The sequence below is a fragment of the Flavobacterium sp. UGB4466 genome, assembly GCF_903469665.1.
Lineage (GTDB): Bacteria > Bacteroidota > Bacteroidia > Flavobacteriales > Flavobacteriaceae > Flavobacterium > Flavobacterium lipolyticum.
The window spans coordinates 48,880-75,242 of the sequence record NZ_CAGKLC010000014.1 but is presented as its reverse complement, the minus strand read 5'-3'; the positions used below and the strand labels follow the sequence as shown (position 1 = coordinate 75,242).

Genomic DNA, 26,363 nt, shown 5'->3' with positions numbered 1-26,363 from the left:
AGTATGAATAATAATGGAAATATGACAGGGATTAATAATTTAAATTCAAATTCATCTAGAGATAATTTTAATGGAGATTGGGGCTGGGTAGATAATCGTTATGGTTTCACAACCACTAATTCTAACACAATTAGCCGTTTTTTCGATTTTTTATATGCGAATAATGGTGTTTTAACTAATAATCAAATAAATGTTTTTATTACTAATGAATTTACAATCGCTGGACAAAAGCAAAATAATATTCAATTATATGGTAATATTTTGAATAATGTAAATGTGACAAATAATTATAAAGGGCCTAGTACAATTCCACAAGGAATGTTTTATAATAATGGTATTTTAGAAATTAGTAATCCAGCTAATAATGATGGAGGTGTAAATACAGGAACTAGCTCAACAAGTACAGTTCAACCAGTTTTAAAGTCAGCTGTATTGACATCATTTACAAGGGATCAAATTGTGGACGGATTTAAAAGAAATGATTTCTCAGGGATGTCGTTAGAATCTGTTACAGATTGGGATCCATTAAAAAATGATTTTAATTATATGAATAGATTTCAGCCGACTATGAAGCTGAATGAAGAAGCTGCAATAGCAATTGCATTATATGAAAAGCTATCTTTATCAGTTTATGATAAGGATGGAAGTTCCGCAGGTAATACTACAATAGGTTTTGGGCACTTGCTTCATACAGGCCCAATAAGAGCAAATGATATGAAAAAAATTAGTATGAATGATGCTATTATTTTTTTTAGCTATTGATTTAGTAAATACGCAAAATAGTTTAAATCAAAAAATTGAAAACATGGATTTAGGGAATAAAATAACTCGAAATCAGTATTTCGCATTGGCAGATATGGCTTTTAATGCTGGCACTGATAAATATAGTATAGTAACAAGTGTTTTGAATGCGTTAAAAACAGGTGATGTCGAGACAGCAAATAATACAATAAAAAATGCTTATCTAAATGCGGATCCAAAAAAAGGATTGATGGAAAGAAGGTATTTTGAAGCTCAGGCATTTATTAATGGAAGATTATTAACTCCAGAACAAGCAAATAAAGAACTTATAGAATTAGGTCTTAAAAAGTAATATATGAAAGTTGGTTATATAATTTTAGTATTGTGTTGTATGGTTTCTTGCAAAGAGAAATTTAAGATTGAAACAAAAATAGAGGAAGATAAGAAAGATGAGTTTAGTGAGTTAAAAGCAGATATAGGTTTACCGGAATCATATGCAGATACACTCAGTTTACTTTCTTATATGCCTCCAAATGATAGTATTGATTATGATAAAAAATTTCTTAAAGTTGATTATAAAGAGAAGTTAGATAGTTTGTATGAAGTAATTGATGAAGAGCTAAATATAATAGGTTTCGAATCTCATTTTATAAATGATACTAGGGGAGTTTTGATTCAATTAAAGCAAAATGATAGAACTGATATAAATACTGCCAATAGAATGTGGAGTGTATCATATGGAACAAATTATAGAGAGTACAGGAATGATAAAAATGCTTTTAAACGAATAGAGCAAATGATATACAAAAGGAGATATGAAGAGTTACTTATTTATAATTTTCATTTGAGATCTAATCTTACTAGATGGATAGTTGGTCCTTATACAATTTCTTATAGAAAAAGGTTGAAAGATGTAATGCCAAAAAAAGCATTGGATAGTATGTATCCTTCTAAGAAAATATGAAAAAATAAATTAGAATGTTTAATTTTCCTCACGAGTTTCAGCTCGATACTAAAGATTGTGGCCCGACTTGTGTAAAAATAATAGCCAAATATTACGGCAGGTTTTATAGTCTGCCTTTTTTACGCGATTTGTGTGGTATTACACGAGAAGGCGTTAGTTTTTTGGACTTGAGTGATGCTTGTGAGGCTATTAGTCTGCGAACAAAAAGTATTAAAGTCGACTTTGAGATCTTGCAAACATTGCCCCTGCCTTGTATAGCGCACTGGCAAGAAGGGCATTTTATTGTAGTGTATAAAATAACGCGTAATCAGGTATGGGTTTCAGATCCGGCAAAGGGCTTAGTGAAGTATTCATTTGAAGATTTTAAGCAAGGCTGGCTAAAAAAGTCAAAGAACGGAGCCGTTTTGGCTATCGAACCCATGGCCGATTTTAGGCAACGTTCCATAAATGATAAGTTAGAAAGACGTAAGACCTTAGAGAATTTTTTGGGCTATTTTACACCCTACAAAAAAAGCTTTATAAACTTGTTTGTGGTAATGCTAATAGTTACCATGTTACAGGCCTTTTTACCTTTTATTTCTAAAGCAGTTATTGATGTGGGAATTCAAACCAATGATTTGGATTTTATCGACCTGGTTTTAATAGCAAACATTACGATTATTGTTAGTATGTTATTGAGTAATATGATTCGTGATTGGATATTATTGCATCTTACGTCAAGAATCAATATTTCTTTGATATCGGATTATCTCATTAAGCTAATGAAACTGCCTATTACGTTTTTTGAAAATAAACTAATTGGGGATATTTTGCAGCGAGCACAGGATCATGAGCGTATTCGGGATTTTATCATGAACAACTCGCTCAATTTTTTATTTTCGATTTTAACCTTTTTTATTTTTGGAATCATTCTGTTTGTGTATAGTCCTGTTTTGTGTCTCATTTATGTTGTTGGAAGTCTATTGTTTATTTTGTGGGTTTTGTTTTTTCTCCAGTTCAGGAAAAAACTGGATTGGGAGTATTTTGATATTCACACTAAAAATCAAAGCTACTGGGTAGAGACAATCGGAAGTATTCAGGATATTAAAATAAACAATTACGAAAAACAAAAAAGATGGAAATGGGAAGCGCTGCAGGTACAACTATTTAAAATAGATCAAAAAATATTACGCATCACTAATGCTCAAAACTTGGGTGCACAGTTTATCAATCAGCTAACCAATTTAATTATTACGTTTTATTGTGCAAAAGCAGTAATAAAGGGAGATATTACTTTTGGGGTCATGATTTCTACTCAGTTCATAATCGGGATGTTAAATGGCCCGATTATGCAGTTTATCTCTTTTGTACAGTCGGCACAATATGCCAAAATTAGTTTTTTAAGATTGAATGAAATACATGAATTGGAGAATGAGGAAGAAAATGAGGTTAATAATAATATCAGGCTGCCGGAAGATAAAAGCTTGTTTTTACGAAATGTAAGTTTTCAATATAGCCGCAATGGCGATTATATTTTGAGTAATGTTTCGTTAATAATTCCTGAAGGAAAAGTAACAGCAATTGTTGGTGACAGTGGTAGTGGTAAAACAACTTTGTTAAAACTTATTTTAAGATTGTACAAACCTACACATGGTGAATTGGTTATGGGAAATCTTAACATTCAGAATATTAATTTAAAACAATGGAGAGAAAGTTGTGGTGCTGTCATGCAAGACGGTAAGATTTTTAGTGACACCATTCAAAATAACATCGTCTTGGATGATGAAAACGTAGATTATGAGCGTTTAAAGAAAGCAGTAACAGCGGCTAATATAGCTGCGGAGATTGAAGCCATGCCCAAAGGTTATCAAACGATGATGGGAGAAAACGGAAGAGGGTTGAGTGGCGGACAAAAGCAACGGGTGTTGATTGCAAGAGCACTCTATAAAAACCCGGATTATTTATTTTTTGATGAGGCGACCAATTCATTGGATGTTATTAATGAACAAAAAATTGTAACAGCTCTAGAAGAAATATTTAAAAACAAGACGGTAATTGTCGTAGCACACCGACTGAGTACTATCCGAAAAGCAGATCAAATTATAGTGCTTAAAAATGGCTTTATTACTGAAATTGGAAACCATGAAATGCTGATGACACGAGAGAACGGACACTATTATCAATTGGTAAAAACGCAAATAGGAGGTGCTGTAAATGGTTAGTAAAGGATTTCATAAAACACTCAACGAAAATAGAACAGAAGAGGTTGTTTCAATAATAGAAAAAATGCCAACGAAATTTGGCACAACAATTAGTTGTATTGTCATAGGATTGGTTCTGCTCCTATTTTTGTTCGGATGGCTTATAAAATATCCTTCAGTATTGTCAGGTCAAATTGTAATCAACACACGACAAGCTCCAGTTAAACTAGTATCCTCAATAGCTGGGAATATTATATTGATACAAAATAAATCAGGAGCCGAAGTAAAAACAGGAACCTATATTGCTTACATACAAAATGAAGCAAACCTAAAAGATGTTCAATCATTGGAGCAGATACTTCGTAAAGTAAATATACAAAATATTACGTACAAAGAGCATAGGCATTTTTTTCCTGAAAACTTAGCTCTGGGAGAAATGAGCAACAAATATTTCAATTACTTAAATTCACTGTATCAATATCTGGATTATAACGTTCAACAGCCTTATGAAGTTCAAAAGGGAATAAATCAAAAGTTACTCAGACTTCAGATTAAAAAGTTAGATCAGTTAAAGAATGATTATCAGAATCAAAAGGTAAAATACACGACTTCTAAAAGTCTTTTCAGGAAAGATTCACTTTTATACACTAAAAATGTGACTTCCAAAGCAGATATTGAGCATTCTATTATTGCAAAAGCTAACAGCGAGCTGGATTATAACGCAATCGACAAAGAAATCAATACGACAGATTACCAAATCAATGAAGCTCAGAATAAAGCTCAAGTGATTGCTATCGAAAAAGCAACCAAGGAACGAGAGATTATCATAAACCTGTTTAATAGTTACTATGACTTACTTGAGGCTATTAAAAAATGGGAGCGTACTTATGTTTTTGTTACTCCTATAAATGGTAAAGTATATTTTTTAAATTTTCTTAAAAACAACGATTATATTCAGTCAGGGCAGGAATTGTTTAAGATTGTACCTGATAACAATCAAATGATTGGTCAGGTAAATTTGCCGGAAAATGGTTCGGGAAAAGTTAAAGTCGGACAAGGGGTAATCGTAAAACTGAACAATTATCCTTTTAACGAATACGGTTCTATAAAAGGAAAAGTTAAGAGAATTTCATTGGTTACTAATCAACAAACGCTTTCAGATAATCAGAATAAAATCAACTCTTATCTTGTAGATATAGACTTGCCTAACGGATTAAAAACGAATTACGGAGTTGAATTGAATTTTCACGCTGAAGCCAAAGGAACCGCTGAGGTTATTACTGAAGACAGACGATTGATTGAACGTTTCTTCGATAATTTAAGATATAGGCTTAAATAGATTTAACAAATAGTTAATCTTAAACTCAGAAAAAGCAGGTTAATTTAATTGTTGATAACTTAGGTCGGTTAGTTTCAGTTTGTGTAAGTCGTTTTCTAATTTTGTCAGAACTAACAAAAACAATTTTTTATGGAAAACAATTCACCTTCTTCAAATGCTGGTCAGTCATTAGGTATTATCGCTTTAATTTTTGGTATTATCGGTGTATTAGCAGCATTTATTCCTTGCTTTGGTTTTATTGCAGTTTTATTTGGAATTCTTGCAATAGTATTTGGAGCAATTGCTTTAAACCAGGCAAAAAAAGAAAATGCCTCAACTTCTTTACCAAAAGCCGGATTATATCTGGGAATTGCAGCAACAGTTTTTGTTATTATCTGGATTGCTGTTTTTGTTGGTTCAATAGGTTCTCTTGCTTTAGAACATAAAGATGAAATCAAAAGAGCTTTAGATTCTGCTAAAGTGGAACAAATAAAAACAGATGATTCTTTGAATATAAAAGTACAGGTAGATACTACTACAATTGAGGCTACTGTAAAATAATTTCTTGTATAAATGATGGTTTATCAAGGAATTGATTCTTATAAAAAGATAAACGTAATTTTGATCGTCATAATTATGTTTATCTTTTTTTATTGCTTTTTTCTCCCATATTTAAATTTTGGTTTACGTTCATCCTGCGAAGGATTGCCAGTGGTATATTGTAAAAGTCGAGGGCTTACAAGGGCTTTTTCTCAAATACTTCGGTTTCATTTTCGAGAAGCGATTATTTACAATCAATTTAGTATAAAAATCTTTGGTTTCTTTTTGTTTCAGCTTATTGCGAGATTTTTTATCAATGGCATCATTTCTTTTTTCCTATTTAAAATTGTATTAGTCTTTGATATTTCGGTAAGTGCAGTTTCTTTTCTTTTTTGTTTTTATAATTTGATACTTCCATACTAGAAATTAATTAGTTTGTATTTTTAGGCTTTACTTATGGATTTTTAGTTAGTAGTGATAAAAAACACTCATTTTGATAAAATAATTGATTGGTAAAGTATTTAAAATAAAATGTGCTTAAAAAATTAAAAATTATCTCATTCGTGAATTGATAAATTGTCTAATTAAATTTGTACTTTTGCCAAGTTTTTTACACAACTACATACAAACAACAACAGAATGAATCAAACAAAATATATTTTTGTTACAGGCGGTGTGACTTCTTCGTTAGGAAAAGGAATTATCGCGGCATCTTTAGCAAAATTGTTACAAGGAAGAGGATACCGTACAACTATTCAGAAATTTGATCCGTATATCAATGTCGATCCGGGTACGTTGAATCCATACGAGCACGGAGAATGTTATGTAACGGATGATGGTGCTGAAACAGATTTAGATTTAGGTCATTACGAGCGTTTTTTGAACGTTCCTACCTCTCAGGCGAATAACGTTACAACTGGAAGAGTATATCTTTCTGTAATCGAAAAAGAAAGAAGAGGAGAGTTTTTAGGAAAAACAGTTCAGGTAGTTCCTCATATTACAAACGAAATCAAAGACAGAATGCAATTGTTGGGTAAATCCGGCGATTATGACATTGTAATTACTGAAATCGGTGGAACTGTTGGTGATATCGAATCATTACCTTATATAGAATCTGTTCGTCAGTTGGTGTGGGAGTTGGGTGAAAATAACGGAATCGTTATTCATTTAACATTGGTTCCATATTTGGCTGCTGCGGGTGAGTTGAAAACAAAACCAACACAGCACTCTGTAAAAACTTTGATGGAAAGTGGTATCAAAGCTGATATTTTGGTTTGTAGAACTGAGCATGAATTGTCTCAGGAACTGCGTCAAAAACTGGCTTTGTTTTGCAATGTTAAGAAAGAAGCGGTTATTCAGTCCATTGATGCTTCAACCATATATGAAGTTCCAAATTTAATGCTTGAAGAAGGATTAGATGTAGTGGCTTTGAAAAAATTAGATTTGCCTAAAAAAGCATTACCGGATCTTAAAAACTGGAATACCTTTTTGAAAAGACTGAAAAATCCAAAACATACTGTAAATATTGGTTTGGTTGGAAAATATGTAGAAATGCAGGATTGTTATAAATCTATTTTAGAAGCATTCATACATGCAGGTGCAGCAAACGAAACGAAAGTAAATGTAATTTCGATACATTCAGAACATATTAATGCTGAAAATATTGTAGAAAAATTAGCAGGTCTGGATGGAGTTCTGGTTGCTCCTGGTTTTGGAGAAAGAGGTATTGAAGGTAAAATCGAAGCCGTACGTTATGTACGTGAAAACAACATTCCGTTTTTCGGAATTTGTTTAGGAATGCAAATGTCTGTAATCGAATATTCAAGAAATATTTTGGGTTACAAAGAGGCGAACTCTACTGAGATGAACGATAAAACGCCTCATCCGGTGGTGAATTTGATGGAAGAGCAAAAAACAGTGACAGATAAAGGCGGAACCATGCGTTTAGGAGCGTGGAAATGTGATATCAAACCTGATACGCTGGCGTATAAAATCTACGGTCAGAAAACAATTTCAGAGCGTCACCGTCACCGTTATGAATACAATAACAAATATGCTGATGAACTGCAAAATGCAGGTTTGAAAGCTTCAGGGGTAAACCCGGATACAGGTTTGGTAGAAATTGTAGAACTTGAAAATCACCCGTTTTTCATTGGAGTACAATACCATCCTGAATACAAAAGTACAGTAGCAAATCCACATCCGATTTTTGTAAACTTTGTGGCTGCTGCAGTGAATGCGCATAAAAAATAATAATTAATATTCTGAAAAGTGTAACGTTTGAATCTAATTCAGCACTAATACCTTTTTAACGAATAACTTTTTAAACTGTAATGGAAGAAAAAAAATTTGATCTTAATTCAATCATTGGTTTTGTATTGATATTTGGAATTTTGATTTGGATTATGTACCAAAATCAGCCTTCTGATAAAGAGATTGCTGCTGAAAAAGCCAAAAAAGAACTAATTGCCAAGCAAGAAGCACAAGCGAAAGCGGATAAAACTAAAACAGCTGTTTTACCGGTTGCTGCAGCTACAACTCCTGGTGATACAGTGCAGTTGGCACAATTACAAAAAACATTAGGTGGTTTTGCTTATTCAGCTACACTACCTTCTGCTAAAGAAGGTTTTACAACTATTGAAAACGAAAAGATTAAACTTAAAATCGCTAACAAAGGTGGTTATATAGTAGAAGCTACGTTGAAAGAGTTCAAAAAGTTTGAAAAAAATTCAGGACAATTAGTTGAATTGATTAAAGACAATAATGCTAGTTTAAACATTCAGTTGCAAACTGCGGATAACAGAACTTTAAACTCTAAAGATTTATTTTTTGAACCTACGCTAACTAAAAATGGTGCAGATCAAATTTTAACAATGCGTTTGAAAGCAGGTGTTAATGAATTCTTAGAATACAAATATGTTCTTAAGCCAAATGATTATTTAATTGGTTTTGATGTTCGTTCTCAGGGATTAAACAAAGTTTTAAATACTGGAAAGCCATTAGATTTACAGTGGGATTTAAAAACGTACAGAAACGAAAAAAGTATTTCGTATGAAAACCGTTATGCTGAAATTTATTATGAGCATGAAGATGGTAAAATAAACTATGCAGGTTTAGGAAAACATGAAGAAGAAACCGTTGAAAAAGTTAGTTTTATAGCTTATAAACAACATTTCTTTACCTCTATACTAGTAACGGATAAACCATTCACAACATCAAAGTTAGAATCAACTAATTTAGTGAATGATGAAAAGATAGATACTGTTTTTACGAAACAGTTTAAAACAAATGTTCCTTTAGCATTCTCTAATGGGGAAATTGATTATAAAATGCAATGGTATTTTGGACCGGCAGATTATAAAGTCCTAAAATCATACGATAAGAATTTTCAAAAAATCATTCCATTAGGTTGGGGTATTTTTGGTTGGATCAACCGATTGATTTTTATTCCGTTGTTTGGATTCTTAAGCTCGACAATTGGATTATCATTAGGAATTGCGATTATCATCTTTACGATTATTATTAAATTGGCGATGTCGCCAATTACCTATAAGTCATTCCTGTCTCAGGCTAAAATGAAAGTTTTACGTCCGGAGATTACAGAATTGGGAGAAAAATTCAAAAAAGACCCAATGAAAAAACAACAGGAAACGATGAAACTGTACAACAAAGCAGGAGTAAACCCAATGGCAGGATGTATTCCGGCCTTGATTCAGCTTCCTTTTATGTATGCTTCATTCCAGTTCTTTCCTTCAGCTTTTGAGTTAAGACAAAAAGGTTTCCTTTGGGCAGACGATTTGTCTTCTTTTGACGCTGTTGTAAAATTACCATTCCACATTCCGTTGTATGGAGATCATATCAGTTTGTTCCCAATTTTGGCAGCAATTGCGATTTTCTTCTACATGAAAATGACATCCGGAGATCAGCAAATGGCAGCGCCTCAGCAAGAAGGTATGCCGGATATGGCAAAAATGATGAAAATCATGATTTATGTGTCGCCATTAATGATGTTAATTTTCTTCAATAGTTATGGTGCCGGATTGAGTTTGTATAACTTTATTTCAAACTTAATTACAATCGGAATCATGTATGTAATTAAAAATTACATTGTGGATAGTGATAAAATTCACGCTCAGATTCAGGAAAATAAATTAAAAGAGCCTAAAAAGCAAAGTAAGTTTCAACAACGTCTTCAGGAAGTAATGGAACAGCAAGAAGCTGCGAAAGCTCAGAATAAAAAGAAATAACACCAATAAAAAAATCTCGATTCTTCGGGATTTTTTTATATCTGAAATATACTTAATCAAAGTCAGAATCGTTAAAGTTTAAAATAGAATATAATAGATATGATTTCTAAAAAAATAATAGCCGGATTACTTTTATTAAACACCTTTTTTGCAGTAGCGCAGGAGGTTAATAAATCGGATGCTAACGGGAAAAAAGACGGAGTTTGGAAAGGAATTTATGAAGTTTCTAAACGTCCTCGTTATGAAGGAACTTTTAGTCACGGAAAAGAAACCGGAGTGTTTAAATTTTTTGATGATACTAAAAAAGGAGATGTTGTCGCAACTCGTGATTTTACAGCAAACGATGGAAGTTCGTATACTATTTTTTACGATCAGAATAAAAATAAAGTAAGCGAAGGTAAGGAAATCGGAAAATCGCGTGAAGGTGAGTGGAAGTACTATCATAAGGCTTCGAAAGCAATTATGACACTTGAAAAATACAAAGCCGGAAAATTAGAAGGAGTAAGAACTGTTTTTTATGCAGATTCTAAAATTGCCGAGGAAATGACTTATAAAGAAGGTTTGAAAGAGGGGGTTTATAAGAAGTACGGGCAAAACGGAATTCTATTGGAACAAAGTACTTTTAAGAATAACGAATACAATGGCGATGCTGTTTTTTATGACTCTGATGGAGTAGTAGCTTCTAAAGGAAAATTTACCAGAGGGAAGAAATCCGGAATGTGGCAGTTTTACTTTAAAGGAAAATTAACGAAGGAAGTTAATATGAGTGATCCTAAAAGTAGTTATCAGGCCGATTCAAAACCTAAGGCCGAGTAAGTTATATCAGTCCGCTTTGCGGACTTTTTTGTTGTCTCATTTTGAGGAAAGTTCCGGGAGTAATCTTTCAATTTAAATAGGTTTCGTTCAATGAGAACTTTTTAGTGTTGCGTTGTCTATAGGGAGTTAATTTTTTGATCTCTTATGTTTATTGTAAATAAAAGACTACATTTGTATTATCGATTGTAGCTACATAAGGTTGTAATTGATTTAGAGTTTTTTTGAAATTCCTGTAGTGAAAAAATAATTAAGTATGAATAATAGGTACAAAATTGTAGTGACTTTATTGTTAAATGTTCTTTTTAATAATGTTGTTATTTCCCAGACTTCTTTGGGTACATGTGATGGTTTTATGAGTAATCTCAAAAAAGAGCTTACGAAGAATCATTCTGATGGTTCTAATAAAAAAGGTGAAATGAAAAGCATTTCTCTTCAAATTGTTGGTTCGGAAAAGTTTACCGGAAAAGTGAATTATAAGGAATCAACAGTTTCAGGTGAATTTTTGATTGGAGAAATCAAGAATGTGCCAGAATCCTCTTTTTTTATCAAAGTAACAGATCAATCTCTGGAAGGACACATTATTTTAAAAAAAGAAAGAGAAGCATATAAGTACTCTTCTGATTTTCAAGGAAAAGCTTATGTGTCAAAAGTTGATATCAATTCTTTGATTTGTATAGATTACGAAAATATACCCCAGGGAGGAAGCGAAACATCAAAAAACAGTTCAGGTAAAATTAGTGCTGCGTTATTAAATTTAGAGAGCTTGCCAGGTGGACGCAGTTGTGTATTATTAGATTTTGACGGACATTACTTGCCCGCGGGAAATAAGTGGAATAATGGTAACGCAATTGATGCAGCTCCATCCGGAATGAGTGATGCAGATATATTGCAATTTTTTGAAATAGTTTCAGAAGATTATAAACCGTTTAATTTGAATATAACAACAAGTGAAGAAGTATACAATAAGTATAAAGAAAGTTTAAGGCTGCGTGTAGTAGTAACTCCGACAAATACAGCAGCTCCGGGAAGTGGAGGTGTAGCCTATATAGGATCCTTTGGTTATGGGCTTCCGGCCTGGTGTTTTAATGTTTCTAGTGCTAAACGTGGGGGAGAAGCTGCTTCGCACGAAATAGGTCATACTTTTGGTTTAGAGCATGATGGGCGCATTTCTCCAAAGGAAGAGTATTTTGCAGGAATAAACGGAACTTCTTGGGCGCCAATTATGGGAGCTGGTTATAACAGACCTATTACACAATGGAGCAAAGGAGAGTATAATAGTGCAAATAATAATGAAGATGACGTTGCTATAATTTCTAGTTTTGGCTCTCCCCCTGGTTTTGTTGGATTTGGAGTAGCAGCGTATAGAGCCGATGACTATGGTAATGGTCCTTCTTCAGCATTTAGTTTAACTTTGGATAATAAAGGAAAGATTACTCAAAAAGAAGGTATAATCGAAAAAGAAGGAGATAATGATTTCTTTGCATTTACTACTACAGGAGGAAATGTTCGTATTACCGCCAATACAAGTGCAAAGACTAATGTTGGTAATCTCCATCTTTCAATTAAATTATATAATTCCGAAGGTGTAGAAATGGGACAATATTGGGATTCTGATCCTTTAAAGTTAAATGCTTCAATGGATGTAAATCTGACGGCAGGCAAGTATTTTATTAGTATTAATGGTATCGGGGCCGGAGATGCAACCAATGGAGGATACTCAGCATATGGTTCTATCGGAAGTTATACTATTTCCGGAACTGTTCCAAACAATAACCTGAACACCGTATCATTTGATAAAAACTTAAACTTTGTGATATATCCCAATCCAAGTAATAAGATTATAACGATTAGATCGGATCACGATGCGACTTTAAGCCTCATTACAATATTAGGGAAAACTATAACAACATTTAAAGTGAAGGCTAATATAGAGGACATACTAAATGTTGAAAATTTATCCAGCGGTATTTATTTTCTTAGTGAAATGAGAGAGGGCAAATTAATCACGCATAAATTTGTTAGAAAGTAATAAGTTTTATTTACAGCGGCATTGTATAAACTAATCAAAAACTACTGCGATTTTCAAAAATAGGGCTTATCTTTGCAGCCTTGTAAAAACATAAACAATTTAGAATGAAACGTGTAGTTGTTGGACTTTCCGGAGGAGTAGATTCAAGTGTTGCTGCCTATTTATTGCAGCAACAAGGATATGAAGTTATTGGCCTTTTTATGAAAAACTGGCACGATGATTCGGTTACGATTTCTAATGAATGCCCATGGTTAGAAGATAGCAATGATGCTTTATTGGTAGCGGAAAAACTCGGTATACCGTTTCAAACTGTTGATTTAAGCGAAGAATACAAAGAGAAAATCGTTGATTATATGTTCAACGAATACGAAAAAGGAAGAACCCCAAATCCGGACGTGCTTTGTAACCGCGAAATCAAGTTTGATGTTTTTATGAAAATCGCTCTAAGTCTTGGAGCCGATTATGTGGCGACCGGGCATTACTGCCAAAAAAGCGAAATTGAAGTCGACGGAAAAACGGTTTATCAATTAGTTGCCGGAAATGATGTGAACAAAGATCAGTCGTACTTTTTGTGTCAGTTGTCTCAGGAACAATTATCCAAAGCATTATTTCCAATTGGAGCATTGACTAAACCTGAGGTTAGGGAAATCGCTGCTGAAATGGAATTGGTTACGGCCGAAAAGAAAGATTCACAAGGGCTTTGTTTTATTGGTAAAGTACGTTTGCCGGAGTTTTTGCAGCAAAAATTACAACCAAAAGAAGGTCTTATTGTTCAAATTGATAAAAACGACCCAATCTATACGATTGAAAAGCCGGAAGGAATTTCTCTGGAAGACGAATTGAAAGTAGAATCTCAAAAACTAAATTATCTTCCAACGATGGGTAAAATAATGGGCAAACATCAGGGAGCGCATTATTTTACAAACGGACAAAGAAAGGGCTTAAATGTTGGCGGTACTACAGATCCATTATTTGTAATTGCTACGGATGTTGATACGAATACCATTTATACCGGTTTAACGAGTAATCATCCGGGCTTATTCAAAAAGGCATTGTTTGTGGGGAATTCTGAAGTACACTGGGTTCGCGAAGATTTGAAATTGAAGGAAGGTGAGCAAATGGAAGTGATGGCAAGAATTCGTTACCGTCAGCCACTACAGAAAGCAATCTTGTATCAGTTTGAAAACGGAATGTATGTTCGCTTTGAGGAAGCTCAGTCCGCCATTACTGAAGGTCAGTTTGTAGCGTGGTATTTAGAAAATGAATTAGTTGGTTCGGGAGTAATTTCTTAGCTTTATACTTTTTTACGGAGGTTTCACCTTTAAAAAAGTAATCATGAAGCACTATTTTGTCTTTTTGTTGTTGATTTTTTCTTCCGCGGTGTTTTCGCAGGAAGAGGCATGGGTATACTTTAAAAACAAACCCAACGCACAGGCATCTCTTAATGCTCCGCTTACAATTTTGACACAGCGTGCCTTAGATCGAAGAGCCAATCAAAATATTGCGTTAGATCTTACCGATGCACCTGTAGAGGACTCTTATATCAATCAGGTTAGATCGAGTTCGGGGATAACTATTATGGCAAAATCGAAATGGCTAAATGCACTTCATATTAGAGGAACTCAAACCGATATTACAGCACTTACAGCGCTGTCATTTGTCGATAAAGTGTTTTTTGCCAATAAAAATCTGAATACAACTGCTAAAAAAGTAACTGAGAATAAGATAAGTCAGGTAAAAGACAAACTGAAATCAAAAACGGATTATGCGTACGGAACTTCAGGAGGGCAGATAGAAATGCTGAATGGAAAAGTGCTGCACCAACAGAATAAAACCGGCTCAGGAAAAGTAATTGCCGTTTTAGATGCAGGTTTTCCGGGAGTTAATACAACTTTACCGTTTAAGAAATTAATCGATAATAATCAGATTTTAGGAGGGTACGATTATGTCAATAGAAATGCCAATTTTTATTCAGGAGACAGCCACGGAACAATGGTACTTTCGACAATGGGCGGTTATAAAGAAAATGCTCTGGTAGGTACTGCTCCTGATGCTTCGTATTATTTATACATCACCGAATATGATGCTACTGAGAATCCGGTAGAAGAATCGTATTGGGTAGAGGCAGCAGAAGAAGCAGACCGTGTAGGAGCTGATATTATTACAACTTCTTTGGGGTATTTTGAATTTGACAATCCAAACTACACGCATGCTTATAGCGATATGAACGGGGTGACTAATTTTATCTCCCGTGGTGCCGAAATGGCTTTTAATAAAGGAATAATCGTGGTGGCTTCGGCAGGAAATGAAGGAGCTACAACTGAACCTCATATTGGAGGACCTGCAGATGCTGTTTCGGTAATTACAGTAGGTGCTGTAACTTCTTCAAAAGTTAGATCAGGTTTTAGTTCGATAGGACCAAGTTATGACGGAAGAATTAAACCGGATGTTATGGCACAAGGTACGGCTGCTGTTGTATCTGATAGCGGGGGGAATATTACAACAATAAATGGAACTTCATTTTCTTGTCCAATTATGGCGGGAATGATTGCTTGTTTATGGCAGGCTTTCCCATCCAAAACGAATAAAGAAATTAGGCAGATGATATTGCAGTCTTCTGATCGATATACGGCACCAAATAATAATTATGGTTACGGAATTCCTAATTTTGGAGCCACTTTAGGAGTGGAAGATTTCAAGTCTTTAGGGGAAGTTTTTTCTGTTTTTCCAAATCCAACTAAGACTGCGATTTCCTTTTTGTTTGAAAACAGTACCGCTTCTGTTTCTGTGTACTCTGTTCTGGGGCAAAAGCTAATCGAAAAACAAATTACAAATCAAAACCCTATTCTTTCTGTTGAAGGACTAAAAAGCGGATTGTATTTTTATACTTTTGATGCAGATGGTCTTCATAAAACAGGAAAGATAATTAAACAATAATTACATTTTTGAATGAACAGAATTACACAACTTTTTAAGATCAAATACCCAATTATTCAGGGAGGAATGATCTGGAACAGCGGTTATAAATTAGCAGCAGCAGTAAGTAATGCGGGAGGTTTAGGTTTAATTGGAGCAGGTTCTATGTATCCCGAAGTTTTACGTGAACATATTCAGAAATGCCAAAAAGCGACCAGTAAGCCATTTGGAGTTAACATTCCGATGCTGTATCCCAATATCGAAGAAATAATAAATATTGTGGTAGAAGAAGGAGTGAAAATTGTTTTTACTTCGGCCGGAAATCCAAAAACGTGGACTTCGTTTTTAAAAGAAAAAGGAATTACAGTCGTACATGTAGTGAGCAGCACTGTTTTTGCTTTAAAAGCGCAGGAGGCAGGTGTTGATGCTATTGTCGCCGAAGGATTTGAAGCAGGAGGACACAATGGACGTGACGAAACGACAACCTTAACTTTAATCCCGATGGTGAAAGAGAAAGTTCAGATACCTCTTATTGCTGCAGGTGGAATTGCAACAGGCAGAGGAATGCTTGCTGCAATGATTTTAGGAGCCGATGGCGTTCAGGTGGGAAGTCGTTTTGCAGCTTCGATCGAATCTTCGGCACATGATAACTTTAAAGAAACGATCGTTAAGGTTAAAGAAGGAGATACACAACTAACTTTAAAAGAACTGGCACCTGTTCGATTGGTTAAGAATAAATTCTATCAGGACGTTCAGGAATTGTATGAAAAATGTCCTTCAAAGGATGATTTGGTGCAGCTTTTAGGAAGAGCCAGAGCTAAAAAAGGAATGTTTGAAGGAGATCTTGAAGAAGGAGAACTTGAAATAGGTCAAATTGCAGGATTAATTCATGAAATTTTGCCGGTAGAGCAAATTGTTCAACAAATGATGTCCGATTTTGAAGCTGCCTGCCAGGAAAAGGCTAAATTTGAGTTCTAAATTACCCCCAAGAAATACAATATGAATTCTATACGCACTTTTATACTTTTATCTTTTTTGGGACTTGGTTTACAGCAAACTTTTAGTCAGTCTTACCAGTTCAAAACATCGGGTTTTAGTGTCCTGGAGAAAAATGAAAAAGGCAAATGGGGAGAATGGTCCGATCTTGATTTGGTTAACCTTTCGGTAATTTTGGATACCAATAAACACAGAATTGTGGTCTACTCGCAGGAAATACAGCTTTTTAGTATTTTGGATTACATGGAGAGGGAAGAAAATGATACCGATATTGTCTATTCTTTTATGTGTAAAGACAATGACGGCAAAGCCTGTAAATTATCTATCATCACCCGAAAAAAACAGGATTTCCGCAAACAGCTTTACATCAACTACAACGACCGTATTATTGTGTATAATATGGTTAGTGTGTAGTTTGAGGTTCTGAGTGGCTAAGGTTCTAAGCTACTAAGTTAGTAAACTTTCTTAGAGTCTTATCAGCTTAGAACCTTAGCAACTTAGAACCTTAGCCACTTAGAGCCTTAGCATCTTTCTCTTAAGAATCGATATCCTTAATAAACTCATCATATTCCGGATAAAACATTTCAAGAGTTAATATGTTTTCTTAGAACCTTAGCCACTTAGAGCCTTAGCATCTTTCTCTTAAGAATCAATATCCTTAATAAACTCATCATATTCCGGATAAAACATTTCCAAAGCATGCATTTTTTCGTTAAAGAAATCGAAAATAGTATCCCAGTTATTGCGATTGCTAAATCCAACCCCTAATTTTTCGATCCAAATTCGACTGATCGTTTTACCGCTTTCAAGAGTGTAGTTTTTTTCGAAAACCAAATCTTTAATGAATTCTTCCTCCAGTATATTTTTTAATGCTTCAATTTTTTCAAAGTAAGCATTTCGTTTTTCATCGCTTCTTTGTTCGATATCAATTAGAACCTGTGCTTTTTTATTATCTACATAAAATTTAAAGGAAAAATCTTTAATTTTGGTATCGTAAAGTACCCATTTACGAGGATATTTTTCGGCGAATGCCACCCAGAATTCTCTTTTTATCTTTTGTGATTCTTCTTTACTGTACATTTTTAAGACTTGATTTTAGAAAACTTGTAGAACCGCGTTTTCTAGACTATATTTATATTTTATTTAAAAGTACAAAAATAAACTTTGCTTATGGATTTTCAAGACTTTTTACAATATGTTCCTGATTTAATTCCGGCAGTATTGCCGGCGGAATTGGCTCATATTAAAATGGCTCCAAAAGAACGCCTCGAAGCCTTGAAGAATCTTGATTTGAAAGATAAAAATCCGCGTATTGCAGCGGTCATGATGTTGTTTTATCCAAAAAACAATAAAACACATCTCGTATTGATTGTCCGAAATGCATATAATGGAGTTCATTCGTCTCAAATTGCTTTTCCCGGAGGAAAATATGAAACGACTGATGCAAATTATGAAGAGACTGCTTTGCGCGAAACACATGAAGAAGTAGGCGTTGCACCTGAAAGAATAGAGCTAATCAAACAATTTACACCTATGTATATTCCGCCAAGCAACTTCCTGGTGCATCCTTTTTTAGGTATTTCCAAAGAAGAGCTTTTATTTTATCCGGATATCAGAGAAGTAGCGAGTATTATAGAATTACCGCTCTCTGTTTTTTTGAATGATGAAATTGTTATTGAAGTCACATTATCAACTTCTTACGCAAATAACGCTTTAGTTCCCGCATTTAACATACAAAATCATATCGTTTGGGGAGCAACTGCCATGATATTGAGTGAACTGAGAGATGTTTTAAAAGCGACTTTTGACAAAAAAATATAAAGAATAAAAATTAACAATTTGATATTCATAGTGCTACCGGTTTATTTTAGAAATTGTTTTGGAGGATCGGTAAAAGAATAATTTTTGTAAGTTTGCGTCCTAATAAAATAATACAATTGACAGCTATGGGATTGTTTAAACGAAATCCTTTCGGACATATATTATTCATCAAGAAATGGTTGATCCGTATTTTGGGAGCCATGACTCACCGAAGATATAGAGGTTTTAACGAATTGCAGATCGAAGGATCGGAAATAATTAAAACGCTTCCGGATACAAATGTTTTGTTTATATCGAATCACCAAACCTATTTCGCTGATGTTGTAGCGATGTTTCATGTGTTTAACGCAAGTTTAAGCGGACGTCAGGATACTATTAAGAATATCGGATATTTGTGGCAGCCAAAAATGAATATTTATTATGTTGCTGCCAAAGAAACCATGCAGGCCGGATTATTGCCAAGAATTTTGGCTTACGTTGGAGCAATTACAGTAGAAAGAACCTGGCGTGCAAAAGGTGTTGACGTTACCGAAAAACGTGATGTTAACCCAAATGACACCGAAAATATCAGAATTGCACTCGAAGATGGCTGGGTAATTACATTTCCGCAAGGCACCACGAAGTCATTTAAACCAGTTCGTAAAGGTACGGCACATATTATAAAACAGCACAAACCTGTAGTAATTCCAATTGTTATTGATGGTTTCCGTCGTTCTTTTGATAAAAAAGGACTAAGACTGAAAAAGAAAGGAATTTTACAGTCTTTCATCATCAAGGAACCTCTTGAGATTGATTATGAGAACGATACCATCGAAGAAATTGTTGAAAAAGTAGAGTATGCTATTGAACAACATCCTTCATTTTTAAAAGTTATTCCAACCGAAGAAATCAAAGTACAGGAAGAACTTAATAAAATGAGAAGATGGGATTACTAGATATTTTAGATTTCTGATTTTAGATTTTAGATTGCTTTTTTTTTGTTTCAGGGTTCAAAGTTTCAAGTTTCAAGTTTCAAAATAAACTTAGTAACTTGGTTTCTTAGAGCCTTAGTTTTTTAGCACCTCCTATCAGAAATCAATTTTCTTCAACTCCTTATAATTTGCATATAACCTGCGCAGCAGCGTTCCGTAAAGCAATCTGTAAATCCCCCAGAAGATTCCGAAAAGAACCAGTACAAGCAGTACCAATGCGCCGATTGAGAACAGCATTGCTTTTCCATTTAAGGCTAATTTTTCTCTAATAATTGCCATATCCGGATTGTAAACGTACCCGATGAAAAAGCTGAGGATAGACGAAACGACAAGCATGCCTAAATTGTACCAAACATAATATTGAACCGTTTTTCGGGTTTTTAGTATGCTGCTCATTAGTAGTTTGGTAGAAACAGTAGTAGTTATGGTTTTGTAGTTTTTATAGAAGAAGTAAATAAAAACAAAAATCACGACATAATTAAAATACATTAAAATGTCCATAAATAAGATAATCTCAGGATGATTCATCTTTTTTAAATCGGCGTCCACATTTGAAAAGTAATTTGACAAAGTCCAAAACAATACTTCCAAAATGCTGATAATTAAAATCCACTTCACGATTGAAGACGACTTTTTGTGAATCATTTTGTAGATTTCCTTTTCCGATATTTGTTCAAAAGAATCCGAGTTCTTTTTCCAGTCTTTTTTTAATAAATCCAGTTCTTTCATAATAATTTTTAAGGATTTAGTATTTTTTTAAGTTTCCCTTTAATTCTGTTCATTTTCACACGAGCATTCACTTCGCTGATTCCTAAGGTTTCTGCTATTTCTTGATAATCTTTGTCTTCTAAATACATAAAAACTAATGCTTTTTCGATGTCATTAAGCTGGTAAACCGCTTTGTACATCAATTTAATCTGTTCTTCTTCTTCATAATTGTAATCAACATCTTTTATAAAATGCTGATGACTTTCATATTCTACGGTTGATACGGTTCGTTTAGTTTTTCGGTATAAGGTAATAGCGGTGTTTAAGGCAACTCGATACGTCCAGGTCGAAAATTTGCTGTCGCCTCTAAATTTTGGATACGCTTTCCAGAGCTGAATGGTGATTTCCTGAAACAAATCTTTGTGAGCATCTTCGCCGGCAGTATATAATCTACATATTTTGTGGATTATATTCTGATTTGCCTGCAATTGCGCAACAAATGACTGTTCTAGATTTTCGCTCATAAATGTATTAGTAGTGTTGCAATCTATTTTGTTACAAGGTACTGTTTATTTTTTTTTGGTTGCCACAGATTATAAAGATTTAAATGGATCCTTGTCTTAAATCTGGGGTTAGGGTTGTCTGGAATTAAGGGCAGCTGAAAAAAGGTTTTTTAATTCCGGTAAACAGTGGCTGCAAACTTTGATATAATTCATGGTAAAACGTTACAATGCTCTGGTTTTGTAGTAATTCACCATCAAATCTACAAATTTACTATAACTCTCTAAGCCGTCTTTCTGATGATTCATTTTTAAAAAATTATCATAGAAAACGTGAAAACCCTTATCAATAAAAGTATCATATTGTTTCCAAAAATCCTGGCTTTCCTGATAATTTTTTAGAATTCCCGGATGGATTTGTTTTTTTAATTGTTTAAAAATAGTTTCATTTTTAACCTGCCAGATTCCTAAACAATAGCGCAGAGCAAAGCTGTAGCCGGAATATTTATAATACAAATTATCATTTTTAACCGAAGCCAGAACCCCAATAAAATTGCACTCACTTTCGCTGGCAAATCCCATTTGATGTGCCATTTCATGACAGGTCGTTACGGGAAAATTATACAGAGGTAGTAAATCATTGACCTGAGCTTCATTAGTGAACGGATTAAGATAACCTCCAAACCCCATATAAGTTAATGGCAGGCTAAAGAGCGATTTTTTAACGCTGGGAATCTCATAGCTGAAATAGTGGTATTCTTTTGCCAGATTTTCATATCCGTTTAAGTTCATTCTAAAAGCTTCATTTTGAGTGTATGGGAAGACAATTTTAGCGCTGTCGTTTTTAGTTATAAGAAGTTGAATTTCGTTTGTTTTTGAGATTAATTTCTTTGTAAAAACTAATAAGTCGGCGTCACTATATTCTTTTGTGATTTCCATTTTTTCGAATAGAGGTTCGCGATAATAATTGAAAGCCCAAAGGAGATGGAAAAAAAAGTAAAAAATTGAAATTTTACCCAGCATCGTTAAAACATAATCTTTCCAATTTGTTTTCCATGTTTTTCTAATCTTCCAAAACCAGCTTATCGCTGATAAAATTAAAATAGCATAAATACAATCGCCTACGGAGAATGAAATTTTGCCTAAAAGCATTCTGGAAAAATGTGAGATTCTAACGTATAAGTTATTGCTGTAGAGCCCTTCTACAAAATCAGGAAAGAAGGGGAGAATTTTTAAAAGGATAATCTGAACAACAAGAAATAGGGGCAAGATGTATTTCGATTTCACAATTTTAGTTTTGAATTACGTAAATATAAATACAATATTAGAACTAAAAAAGAGACGTTTTGCGGAATTTGTTTTTTAGCCATCAGATTAATGCTAATTCGTGAAATTTGTGACGAAAAAAGCATTTAAACTTTGTAACTTTGGGGCACTTAATTGTTAAACTACAAACAAAAATATAATGAGTCAGGAAATAAGAAATCTGGAACCAAAGGCGCTATGGAATAAGTTTGCCGATTTAAATGCCGTTCCACGTCCGTCAAAAAAAGAAGAGCGTGTAATTGAATTTATGAAAGACTTTGGAAACAGCTTAGGTTTAGAAACTTTTGAAGACGAAATTCGAAATGTAATCATCAGAAAACCGGCAACTCCGGGAATGGAAAATCGCAAAGCAATTGTAATGCAGGGGCATTTGGATATGGTGCACCAAAAAAATGCAGATACTGTTTTTGATTTCGATACTCAGGGAATCGATATGTATGTTGATGGTGACTGGGTTCGTGCGCGTGGTACAACACTTGGTGCGGATAACGGATTGGGAGTAGCGACAATTATGGCAATTTTAGAAAGCAAAGATATTCCGCATCCGGCAATAGAAGCTTTGTTTACAATTGATGAGGAAACCGGAATGACCGGAGCTTTAAATCTTAAAGGAGGTATTTTACAAGGACAGATTCTTTTGAATTTAGATACAGAAGAAGATGATGAGATTGATATCGGCTGTGCTGGAGGGGTTGATGTAACTGCTACAAGAACTTATAATGAAGAAGAAGTTCCGGAAGGATCAGTAGGGCATATCATTACCGTAAAAGGGCTTAATGGAGGTCATTCAGGTATGGATATTAATAAAGGATTAGGGAATGCAAATAAGATTATGAACCGTTTGCTGTTTGATGCTTTTGAAAATTTTGGATTGCAGGTAGCGGAGATTAATGGAGGAAGTTTAAGAAATGCAATTCCGAGAGAAAGTGTTGCCAAAGTAATTATTTCTGAAATGTTTGATGAGGCGTATATTTTTGATATGCAGGAAATCATCAATGATATTAAGACAGAATACAAAACGACTGAACCTAACTTATCTATTGAAATCGTAAAATGCGACTTACCGGAGAAAGTAATGGATTTAGGGGTTCAGGAAGGTATTATTCGTTCTATTTATGCGGCTCATAACGGAGTATACAGAATGAGTGCCGATATGGACGATTTGGTAGAAACATCAAATAATATTGCGAGAGTAATTGTAAAAGATGGTGAAATAACCATTGGATGTTTAACACGTTCTTCTGTTGAGACTTCAAAATTTGACTTGGCTAATGCTTTGCGTTCTGCTTTTGAATTGGTAGGTTGTGAAGTGGAACTTTCGGGTTCTTACCCAGGTTGGACGCCAAACGTAAATTCTGAAATCTTAGATACTTTGGTTGGAATTTATGAGAAACAAAATAACGAGAAACCTAAAGTAGTAGCTTGTCATGCAGGTTTGGAGTGCGGAATTTTAGGAACAAACTATCCGGATATGGATATGATTTCTTTTGGCCCGACTATTCACGGGGCGCATTCTCCTGATGAGAGAGCGAGTATTTCATCGGCTCAGAAATACTGGAAATTTGTATTGGAAATCCTTTCGAATATTCCGGCTAAATAGTAAGTTATAGTTATTCAGTCACAGTCTCAGTATTCAGTTTTAAAGAACTGCAAACTGAGACTGCAAACTGAGACTGCAAACTGAGACTGTAAGCTGAGACTGTAAACTGAGACTGCAAACTGAGACTGTAAACTGAGACTGTAAACTGTGACTGCAAACTGCGACTAAAAATTAATCTCGCTTAGGCGAATTTTTCTTTTCCCTTTTTTCTTCTTTCTTTTCTTTAGCCGTTTTTAGCGGTTCTTTTTTTGCTGTTTTCTTAGCATCCTGACCTTTTGACATAATTTTCTGTTTTAGTTATTTGATTGATACATTGATAAAAGTAAGAACTATTTTTATTATTTATTAGTTGTTTTGCTGATATACTTCAACAGAGTCTTTGGTAAGTCTTTCTTTTAGCCACAATTTCATTTTCTGTTTGGTATCTGAGTCCATTTTTTTCTTGCTTTGAAAAAGAACTACAGGGATTATTTTCGATTTATTGGGTTCTTCTTCAAAATTGTAATTGCCAATTTTTAAAGACGTAACAGCGGGGAAAAGTATTTTTGCTTCGTTGTTAATCTGTGTAGTGTTGAATTGGTATTGTGCCAATTGATTTCGAAGACTATTGATCAAGATGTCTTTCTGATCGACCACACTTTGATTGCTGTTAATTTGATTCATGATGTCTTTTCTTAGATTGACAGTGTCTTGTCTGATAATCAATTTAGTGTTTGGAAGATCATATTCGGCTAATTTTTTATTAAGATCGATGATTTCATTATCGGTGAATTTTTTGGCTAAAAAAGCCAGCTCAATTCTTTTAGGAGCTGTGCTGTATTTGATTTTTTTATAAATAATAGGATAGTCCTTATCGAGGAATTCCTTTTGTATAAAAAACTCGGTTCTGGAAGTGTAGCTTTTTTGAACATACAATTGATAAGCAAAATAGATGCTAGGTACAATTAATAGTGAAATGAGTAGTGTAATGCCATATTTTACTCTCTTTTGCTGTTGTAGATCCAGTTGTTTTGTAACGGGATAATTTAAGAACTTTACAATCACAAAAGTGGCAATGCAAATGAATACGCAGTTGATGGTGTAGAGGTAAAGGGCACCAAAAAAGTACGCATAATTTCCAAGTGCCAGTCCGTAACCGGCTGTACAAAGTGGCGGCATAAGGGCTGTCGCAATTGCTACACCCGGAATGGGATTTCCTTTTTCTACTCTGGTTACGGCAATTACACCTACTAAACCACCAAAAAAGGCGATAAGAATGTCATAGATATTTGGAGAAGTTCTGGCTAGTAATTCGGATTGTGCTTCTTTAAATGGACTAATATAGAAATAAATAGCCGAAGTGGTTAAGCTTACAACTGTTGCAATCAGCAGATTTTTCATTGACTTTTTCAGAAGTTCAAAATCATACATTCCCAAACCAAAACCGGCACCAACAATAGGCCCCATTAAAGGCGAAATAAGCATGGCGCCAATGATAACCGCTGTAGAGTTGACATTTAGTCCCACAGAGGCAATAATAATGGCGCAGGCAAGAATCCAGATGTTGGATCCTCTAAAAGAAACCGCGCCGGTTATGTTTTCGATTACCGATTTTTTATTTTCTTCTCCTTTCTGAAGATCGATAAAATTTAAAATTTTCTGGGTAATATCTGTCATGGTATTCACGGTATTATTTGATGTAAACGGGATCCTTAATAGTAGTAGAATGTCCAATTTACTCAAAAAAACAATGAAAACCTTCAATTATTTGAAGAAACTACGGTTGGCAAAGTTATTTGACCCGATTATAGAATAAAAAAAATCCCCAATTTTTAAAATTGAGGATTTGGTATATTTTAAGCTAAGAGTAATTTTTTAATTCCTTTTTAATACTTTATATTGTTCGTAACATCCGCTAATAGCATCCATAATCTGTAAATCATTTGCTGTTTGTATAAAGGAATCTGAATAGTTACAGCGTTGTAGAATTTCGGGGATTTCGTCTTTGCTGATTCCTAAAAGTACAGAGACGGTTTCACGATCAAATTTTGATTCTAGCAGCGTACGAACGGTATCGTCCTTTCGCATTTCTTTCAGCTTCTTGAGCTCTTTCGCATTTTTACCAAAAAAATTGTAGAGCATGTCGGCGGGGTTGAAGATAGAACCTAATACTTTGCCGAAGGCATTTGGAGAATATTCACCAGCTTCATATCCCTGTGTAAGACCGGAAATGCTATAACGGTAATTTTCTTTGGTTGGAATTAATTTTGAATCGACTTCAAGGTAACCGGTTAAATTAAAAGGAGCAATAATTACTTCTTCCAGGGCAATTGCTTTTTCGGTAAGCTGAATTCGGGTTACTTTATTTTTAATCCAGTCATTGGTTACTCGGACTCTTAAAGACTGAAAACCTAAAATCGAGAAGTGAATAGTGTCGTTAAGCTGAACATCAATTTCAAAATACCCTTTAGCATCAGATTTTGCACCACGTACTTTGTTTGTGTTGATGATATTTACATTAGAAAGAGGTTGTTTGCTATTATCGTTGATAATGTAGCCTGAAACTCTTTGTGGAACGGCAGACTCAGTGTCCTGCGCAAAACCGATGGCTGATAATAGTGTGAAAAAGAAAACTGCGAAATATTTCATATCCTGATTTAAAGTTCTAAAAGTAGTAAATCACGATTAAATATTTTGTAGTCTTCGAATAT

The 26,363-nt window shown here is 34.3% G+C and carries 23 protein-coding genes; 17 read left to right on the top strand and 6 right to left on the bottom strand.

The window, feature by feature from the left end; all coding sequences use genetic code 11:
• The 14 genes from JO950_RS06235 to JO950_RS06165 form a co-directional block, all read left to right on the top strand.
• Positions 1–762: hypothetical protein (locus tag JO950_RS06235; protein ID WP_237732297.1), on the top strand; the 762-nt coding region annotated here is incomplete at its 5' end.
• The gene (locus JO950_RS06230) at positions 734–1,093 is read left to right on the top strand and encodes a hypothetical protein (protein WP_202701857.1); all 360 of its coding nucleotides are present in this window, start codon (positions 734–736) and stop codon (positions 1,091–1,093) included. The genes JO950_RS06235 and JO950_RS06230, both read left to right, overlap by 29 nt.
• Positions 1,094–1,096: 3 nt before the next feature.
• The gene (locus tag JO950_RS06225; protein WP_202701856.1) at positions 1,097–1,705 is read left to right on the top strand and encodes a hypothetical protein; all 609 of its coding nucleotides are present in this window, start codon (positions 1,097–1,099) and stop codon (positions 1,703–1,705) included.
• Between the two features lie 14 nt (positions 1,706–1,719).
• Entirely contained in the window at positions 1,720–3,906 is a 2,187-nt protein-coding gene (locus JO950_RS06220) for a peptidase domain-containing ABC transporter (protein WP_202701855.1), read from the top strand.
• Between the two features lie 64 nt (positions 3,907–3,970).
• Positions 3,971–5,224, top strand: coding sequence for an HlyD family efflux transporter periplasmic adaptor subunit (locus JO950_RS06215; protein WP_202701854.1), 1,254 nt, complete (start codon positions 3,971–3,973; stop codon positions 5,222–5,224).
• A 129-nt stretch (positions 5,225–5,353) separates the two neighbouring features.
• Positions 5,354–5,764, top strand: a complete 411-nt coding sequence (locus JO950_RS06210) for a DUF4190 domain-containing protein (RefSeq protein ID WP_202701853.1) — start codon at positions 5,354–5,356, stop codon at positions 5,762–5,764.
• A gap of 618 nt (positions 5,765–6,382) precedes the next feature.
• Positions 6,383–7,996, top strand: coding sequence for a CTP synthase (locus JO950_RS06200; protein ID WP_017497342.1), 1,614 nt, complete (start codon positions 6,383–6,385; stop codon positions 7,994–7,996).
• An 80-nt stretch (positions 7,997–8,076) separates the two neighbouring features.
• Complete coding sequence (gene yidC / locus JO950_RS06195) at positions 8,077–9,990, top strand: membrane protein insertase YidC (protein WP_202701851.1); 1,914 nt, start codon at positions 8,077–8,079, stop codon at positions 9,988–9,990.
• 99 nt (positions 9,991–10,089) lie between these two features.
• A complete protein-coding gene (locus JO950_RS06190; RefSeq protein ID WP_202701850.1) occupies positions 10,090–10,806 on the top strand; it encodes a toxin-antitoxin system YwqK family antitoxin in 717 nt (238 codons plus the stop codon).
• Positions 10,807–11,059: 253 nt separating this feature from the next.
• Positions 11,060–12,835 carry a T9SS type A sorting domain-containing protein gene (locus tag JO950_RS06185; RefSeq protein ID WP_202701849.1) on the top strand — a complete coding sequence of 592 codons (1,776 nt, stop codon included), beginning with the start codon at positions 11,060–11,062 and terminating at the stop codon, positions 12,833–12,835.
• Positions 12,836–12,939: 104 nt separating this feature from the next.
• Positions 12,940–14,127: a tRNA 2-thiouridine(34) synthase MnmA gene (mnmA, locus tag JO950_RS06180; protein ID WP_202701848.1), complete on the top strand. Its 1,188-nt coding sequence runs from the start codon at positions 12,940–12,942 to the stop codon at positions 14,125–14,127.
• Between the two features lie 43 nt (positions 14,128–14,170).
• Entirely contained in the window at positions 14,171–15,772 is a 1,602-nt protein-coding gene (locus tag JO950_RS06175; protein WP_202701847.1) for a S8 family serine peptidase, read from the top strand.
• Positions 15,773–15,784: 12 nt separating this feature from the next.
• Complete coding sequence (locus JO950_RS06170) at positions 15,785–16,729, top strand: nitronate monooxygenase family protein (protein ID WP_202701846.1); 945 nt, start codon at positions 15,785–15,787, stop codon at positions 16,727–16,729.
• Positions 16,730–16,750: 21 nt separating this feature from the next.
• Positions 16,751–17,161: a hypothetical protein gene (locus JO950_RS06165; protein ID WP_202701845.1), complete on the top strand. Its 411-nt coding sequence runs from the start codon at positions 16,751–16,753 to the stop codon at positions 17,159–17,161.
• A gap of 228 nt (positions 17,162–17,389) precedes the next feature.
• Here JO950_RS06165 and JO950_RS06160 read toward each other — a convergent pair whose 3' ends face one another.
• Complete coding sequence (locus tag JO950_RS06160; RefSeq protein WP_202701844.1) at positions 17,390–17,827, bottom strand: DUF4268 domain-containing protein; 438 nt, start codon at positions 17,825–17,827, stop codon at positions 17,390–17,392.
• Between the two features lie 90 nt (positions 17,828–17,917).
• Between JO950_RS06160 and JO950_RS06155 the strand changes: the two genes are divergently transcribed.
• Together JO950_RS06155 and JO950_RS06150 are read left to right on the top strand one after the other, a co-directional pair.
• The gene (locus tag JO950_RS06155) at positions 17,918–18,568 is read left to right on the top strand and encodes a CoA pyrophosphatase (protein WP_202701843.1); all 651 of its coding nucleotides are present in this window, start codon (positions 17,918–17,920) and stop codon (positions 18,566–18,568) included.
• A 125-nt stretch (positions 18,569–18,693) separates the two neighbouring features.
• Positions 18,694–19,503 carry a 1-acyl-sn-glycerol-3-phosphate acyltransferase gene (locus JO950_RS06150; RefSeq protein WP_202701842.1) on the top strand — a complete coding sequence of 270 codons (810 nt, stop codon included), beginning with the start codon at positions 18,694–18,696 and terminating at the stop codon, positions 19,501–19,503.
• A 132-nt stretch (positions 19,504–19,635) separates the two neighbouring features.
• Here the strand turns inward: JO950_RS06150 and JO950_RS06145 are convergent, their stop codons facing one another.
• From JO950_RS06145 to JO950_RS06135, 3 genes are all read right to left on the bottom strand, one after another.
• The gene (locus tag JO950_RS06145; protein WP_202701841.1) at positions 19,636–20,268 is read right to left on the bottom strand and encodes a hypothetical protein; all 633 of its coding nucleotides are present in this window, start codon (positions 20,266–20,268) and stop codon (positions 19,636–19,638) included.
• A gap of 8 nt (positions 20,269–20,276) precedes the next feature.
• Positions 20,277–20,771 (bottom strand): RNA polymerase sigma factor, encoded by a 495-nt coding sequence (locus tag JO950_RS06140; protein WP_089481356.1) that lies wholly within the window; start codon positions 20,769–20,771, stop codon positions 20,277–20,279.
• Positions 20,772–20,972: 201 nt separating this feature from the next.
• Positions 20,973–22,034: a DUF3810 domain-containing protein gene (locus JO950_RS06135; protein WP_202701840.1), complete on the bottom strand. Its 1,062-nt coding sequence runs from the start codon at positions 22,032–22,034 to the stop codon at positions 20,973–20,975.
• 178 nt (positions 22,035–22,212) lie between these two features.
• Here JO950_RS06135 and JO950_RS06130 point away from each other — a divergent pair, with 178 nt between their 5' ends.
• Positions 22,213–23,673: an aminoacyl-histidine dipeptidase gene (locus tag JO950_RS06130; protein WP_202701839.1), complete on the top strand. Its 1,461-nt coding sequence runs from the start codon at positions 22,213–22,215 to the stop codon at positions 23,671–23,673.
• Positions 23,674–24,018: 345 nt separating this feature from the next.
• Here JO950_RS06130 and JO950_RS06125 read toward each other — a convergent pair whose 3' ends face one another.
• Complete coding sequence (locus JO950_RS06125) at positions 24,019–25,329, bottom strand: DUF389 domain-containing protein (RefSeq protein ID WP_202701838.1); 1,311 nt, start codon at positions 25,327–25,329, stop codon at positions 24,019–24,021.
• 198 nt (positions 25,330–25,527) lie between these two features.
• Positions 25,528–26,301 carry a carboxypeptidase-like regulatory domain-containing protein gene (locus JO950_RS06120; protein ID WP_202701837.1) on the bottom strand — a complete coding sequence of 258 codons (774 nt, stop codon included), beginning with the start codon at positions 26,299–26,301 and terminating at the stop codon, positions 25,528–25,530.
• Positions 26,302–26,363: the final 62 nt, after the last annotated feature.

What these genes read in the sequence shown, in the direction of transcription:
- JO950_RS06230 (WP_202701857.1), top strand. Translation starts at nt 734, where the DNA reads ATGATGCTATTATTTTTTTTAGCTATTGATTTAGTAAATACGCAAAAT.
- JO950_RS06225 (WP_202701856.1), top strand. Translation starts at nt 1,097, where the DNA reads ATGAAAGTTGGTTATATAATTTTAGTATTGTGTTGTATGGTTTCTTGC.
- JO950_RS06220 (WP_202701855.1), top strand. Translation starts at nt 1,720, where the DNA reads ATGTTTAATTTTCCTCACGAGTTTCAGCTCGATACTAAAGATTGTGGC.
- JO950_RS06215 (WP_202701854.1), top strand. Translation starts at nt 3,971, where the DNA reads ATGCCAACGAAATTTGGCACAACAATTAGTTGTATTGTCATAGGATTG.
- JO950_RS06210 (WP_202701853.1), top strand. Translation starts at nt 5,354, where the DNA reads ATGGAAAACAATTCACCTTCTTCAAATGCTGGTCAGTCATTAGGTATT.
- JO950_RS06200 (WP_017497342.1), top strand. Translation starts at nt 6,383, where the DNA reads ATGAATCAAACAAAATATATTTTTGTTACAGGCGGTGTGACTTCTTCG.
- yidC (WP_202701851.1), top strand. Translation starts at nt 8,077, where the DNA reads ATGGAAGAAAAAAAATTTGATCTTAATTCAATCATTGGTTTTGTATTG.
- JO950_RS06190 (WP_202701850.1), top strand. Translation starts at nt 10,090, where the DNA reads ATGATTTCTAAAAAAATAATAGCCGGATTACTTTTATTAAACACCTTT.
- JO950_RS06185 (WP_202701849.1), top strand. Translation starts at nt 11,060, where the DNA reads ATGAATAATAGGTACAAAATTGTAGTGACTTTATTGTTAAATGTTCTT.
- mnmA (WP_202701848.1), top strand. Translation starts at nt 12,940, where the DNA reads ATGAAACGTGTAGTTGTTGGACTTTCCGGAGGAGTAGATTCAAGTGTT.
- JO950_RS06175 (WP_202701847.1), top strand. Translation starts at nt 14,171, where the DNA reads ATGAAGCACTATTTTGTCTTTTTGTTGTTGATTTTTTCTTCCGCGGTG.
- JO950_RS06170 (WP_202701846.1), top strand. Translation starts at nt 15,785, where the DNA reads ATGAACAGAATTACACAACTTTTTAAGATCAAATACCCAATTATTCAG.
- JO950_RS06165 (WP_202701845.1), top strand. Translation starts at nt 16,751, where the DNA reads ATGAATTCTATACGCACTTTTATACTTTTATCTTTTTTGGGACTTGGT.
- JO950_RS06160 (WP_202701844.1), bottom strand. Translation starts at nt 17,827, where the DNA reads ATGTACAGTAAAGAAGAATCACAAAAGATAAAAAGAGAATTCTGGGTG.
- JO950_RS06155 (WP_202701843.1), top strand. Translation starts at nt 17,918, where the DNA reads ATGGATTTTCAAGACTTTTTACAATATGTTCCTGATTTAATTCCGGCA.
- JO950_RS06150 (WP_202701842.1), top strand. Translation starts at nt 18,694, where the DNA reads ATGGGATTGTTTAAACGAAATCCTTTCGGACATATATTATTCATCAAG.
- JO950_RS06145 (WP_202701841.1), bottom strand. Translation starts at nt 20,268, where the DNA reads ATGAAAGAACTGGATTTATTAAAAAAAGACTGGAAAAAGAACTCGGAT.
- JO950_RS06140 (WP_089481356.1), bottom strand. Translation starts at nt 20,771, where the DNA reads ATGAGCGAAAATCTAGAACAGTCATTTGTTGCGCAATTGCAGGCAAAT.
- JO950_RS06130 (WP_202701839.1), top strand. Translation starts at nt 22,213, where the DNA reads ATGAGTCAGGAAATAAGAAATCTGGAACCAAAGGCGCTATGGAATAAG.
- JO950_RS06125 (WP_202701838.1), bottom strand. Translation starts at nt 25,329, where the DNA reads ATGACAGATATTACCCAGAAAATTTTAAATTTTATCGATCTTCAGAAA.
- JO950_RS06120 (WP_202701837.1), bottom strand. Translation starts at nt 26,301, where the DNA reads ATGAAATATTTCGCAGTTTTCTTTTTCACACTATTATCAGCCATCGGT.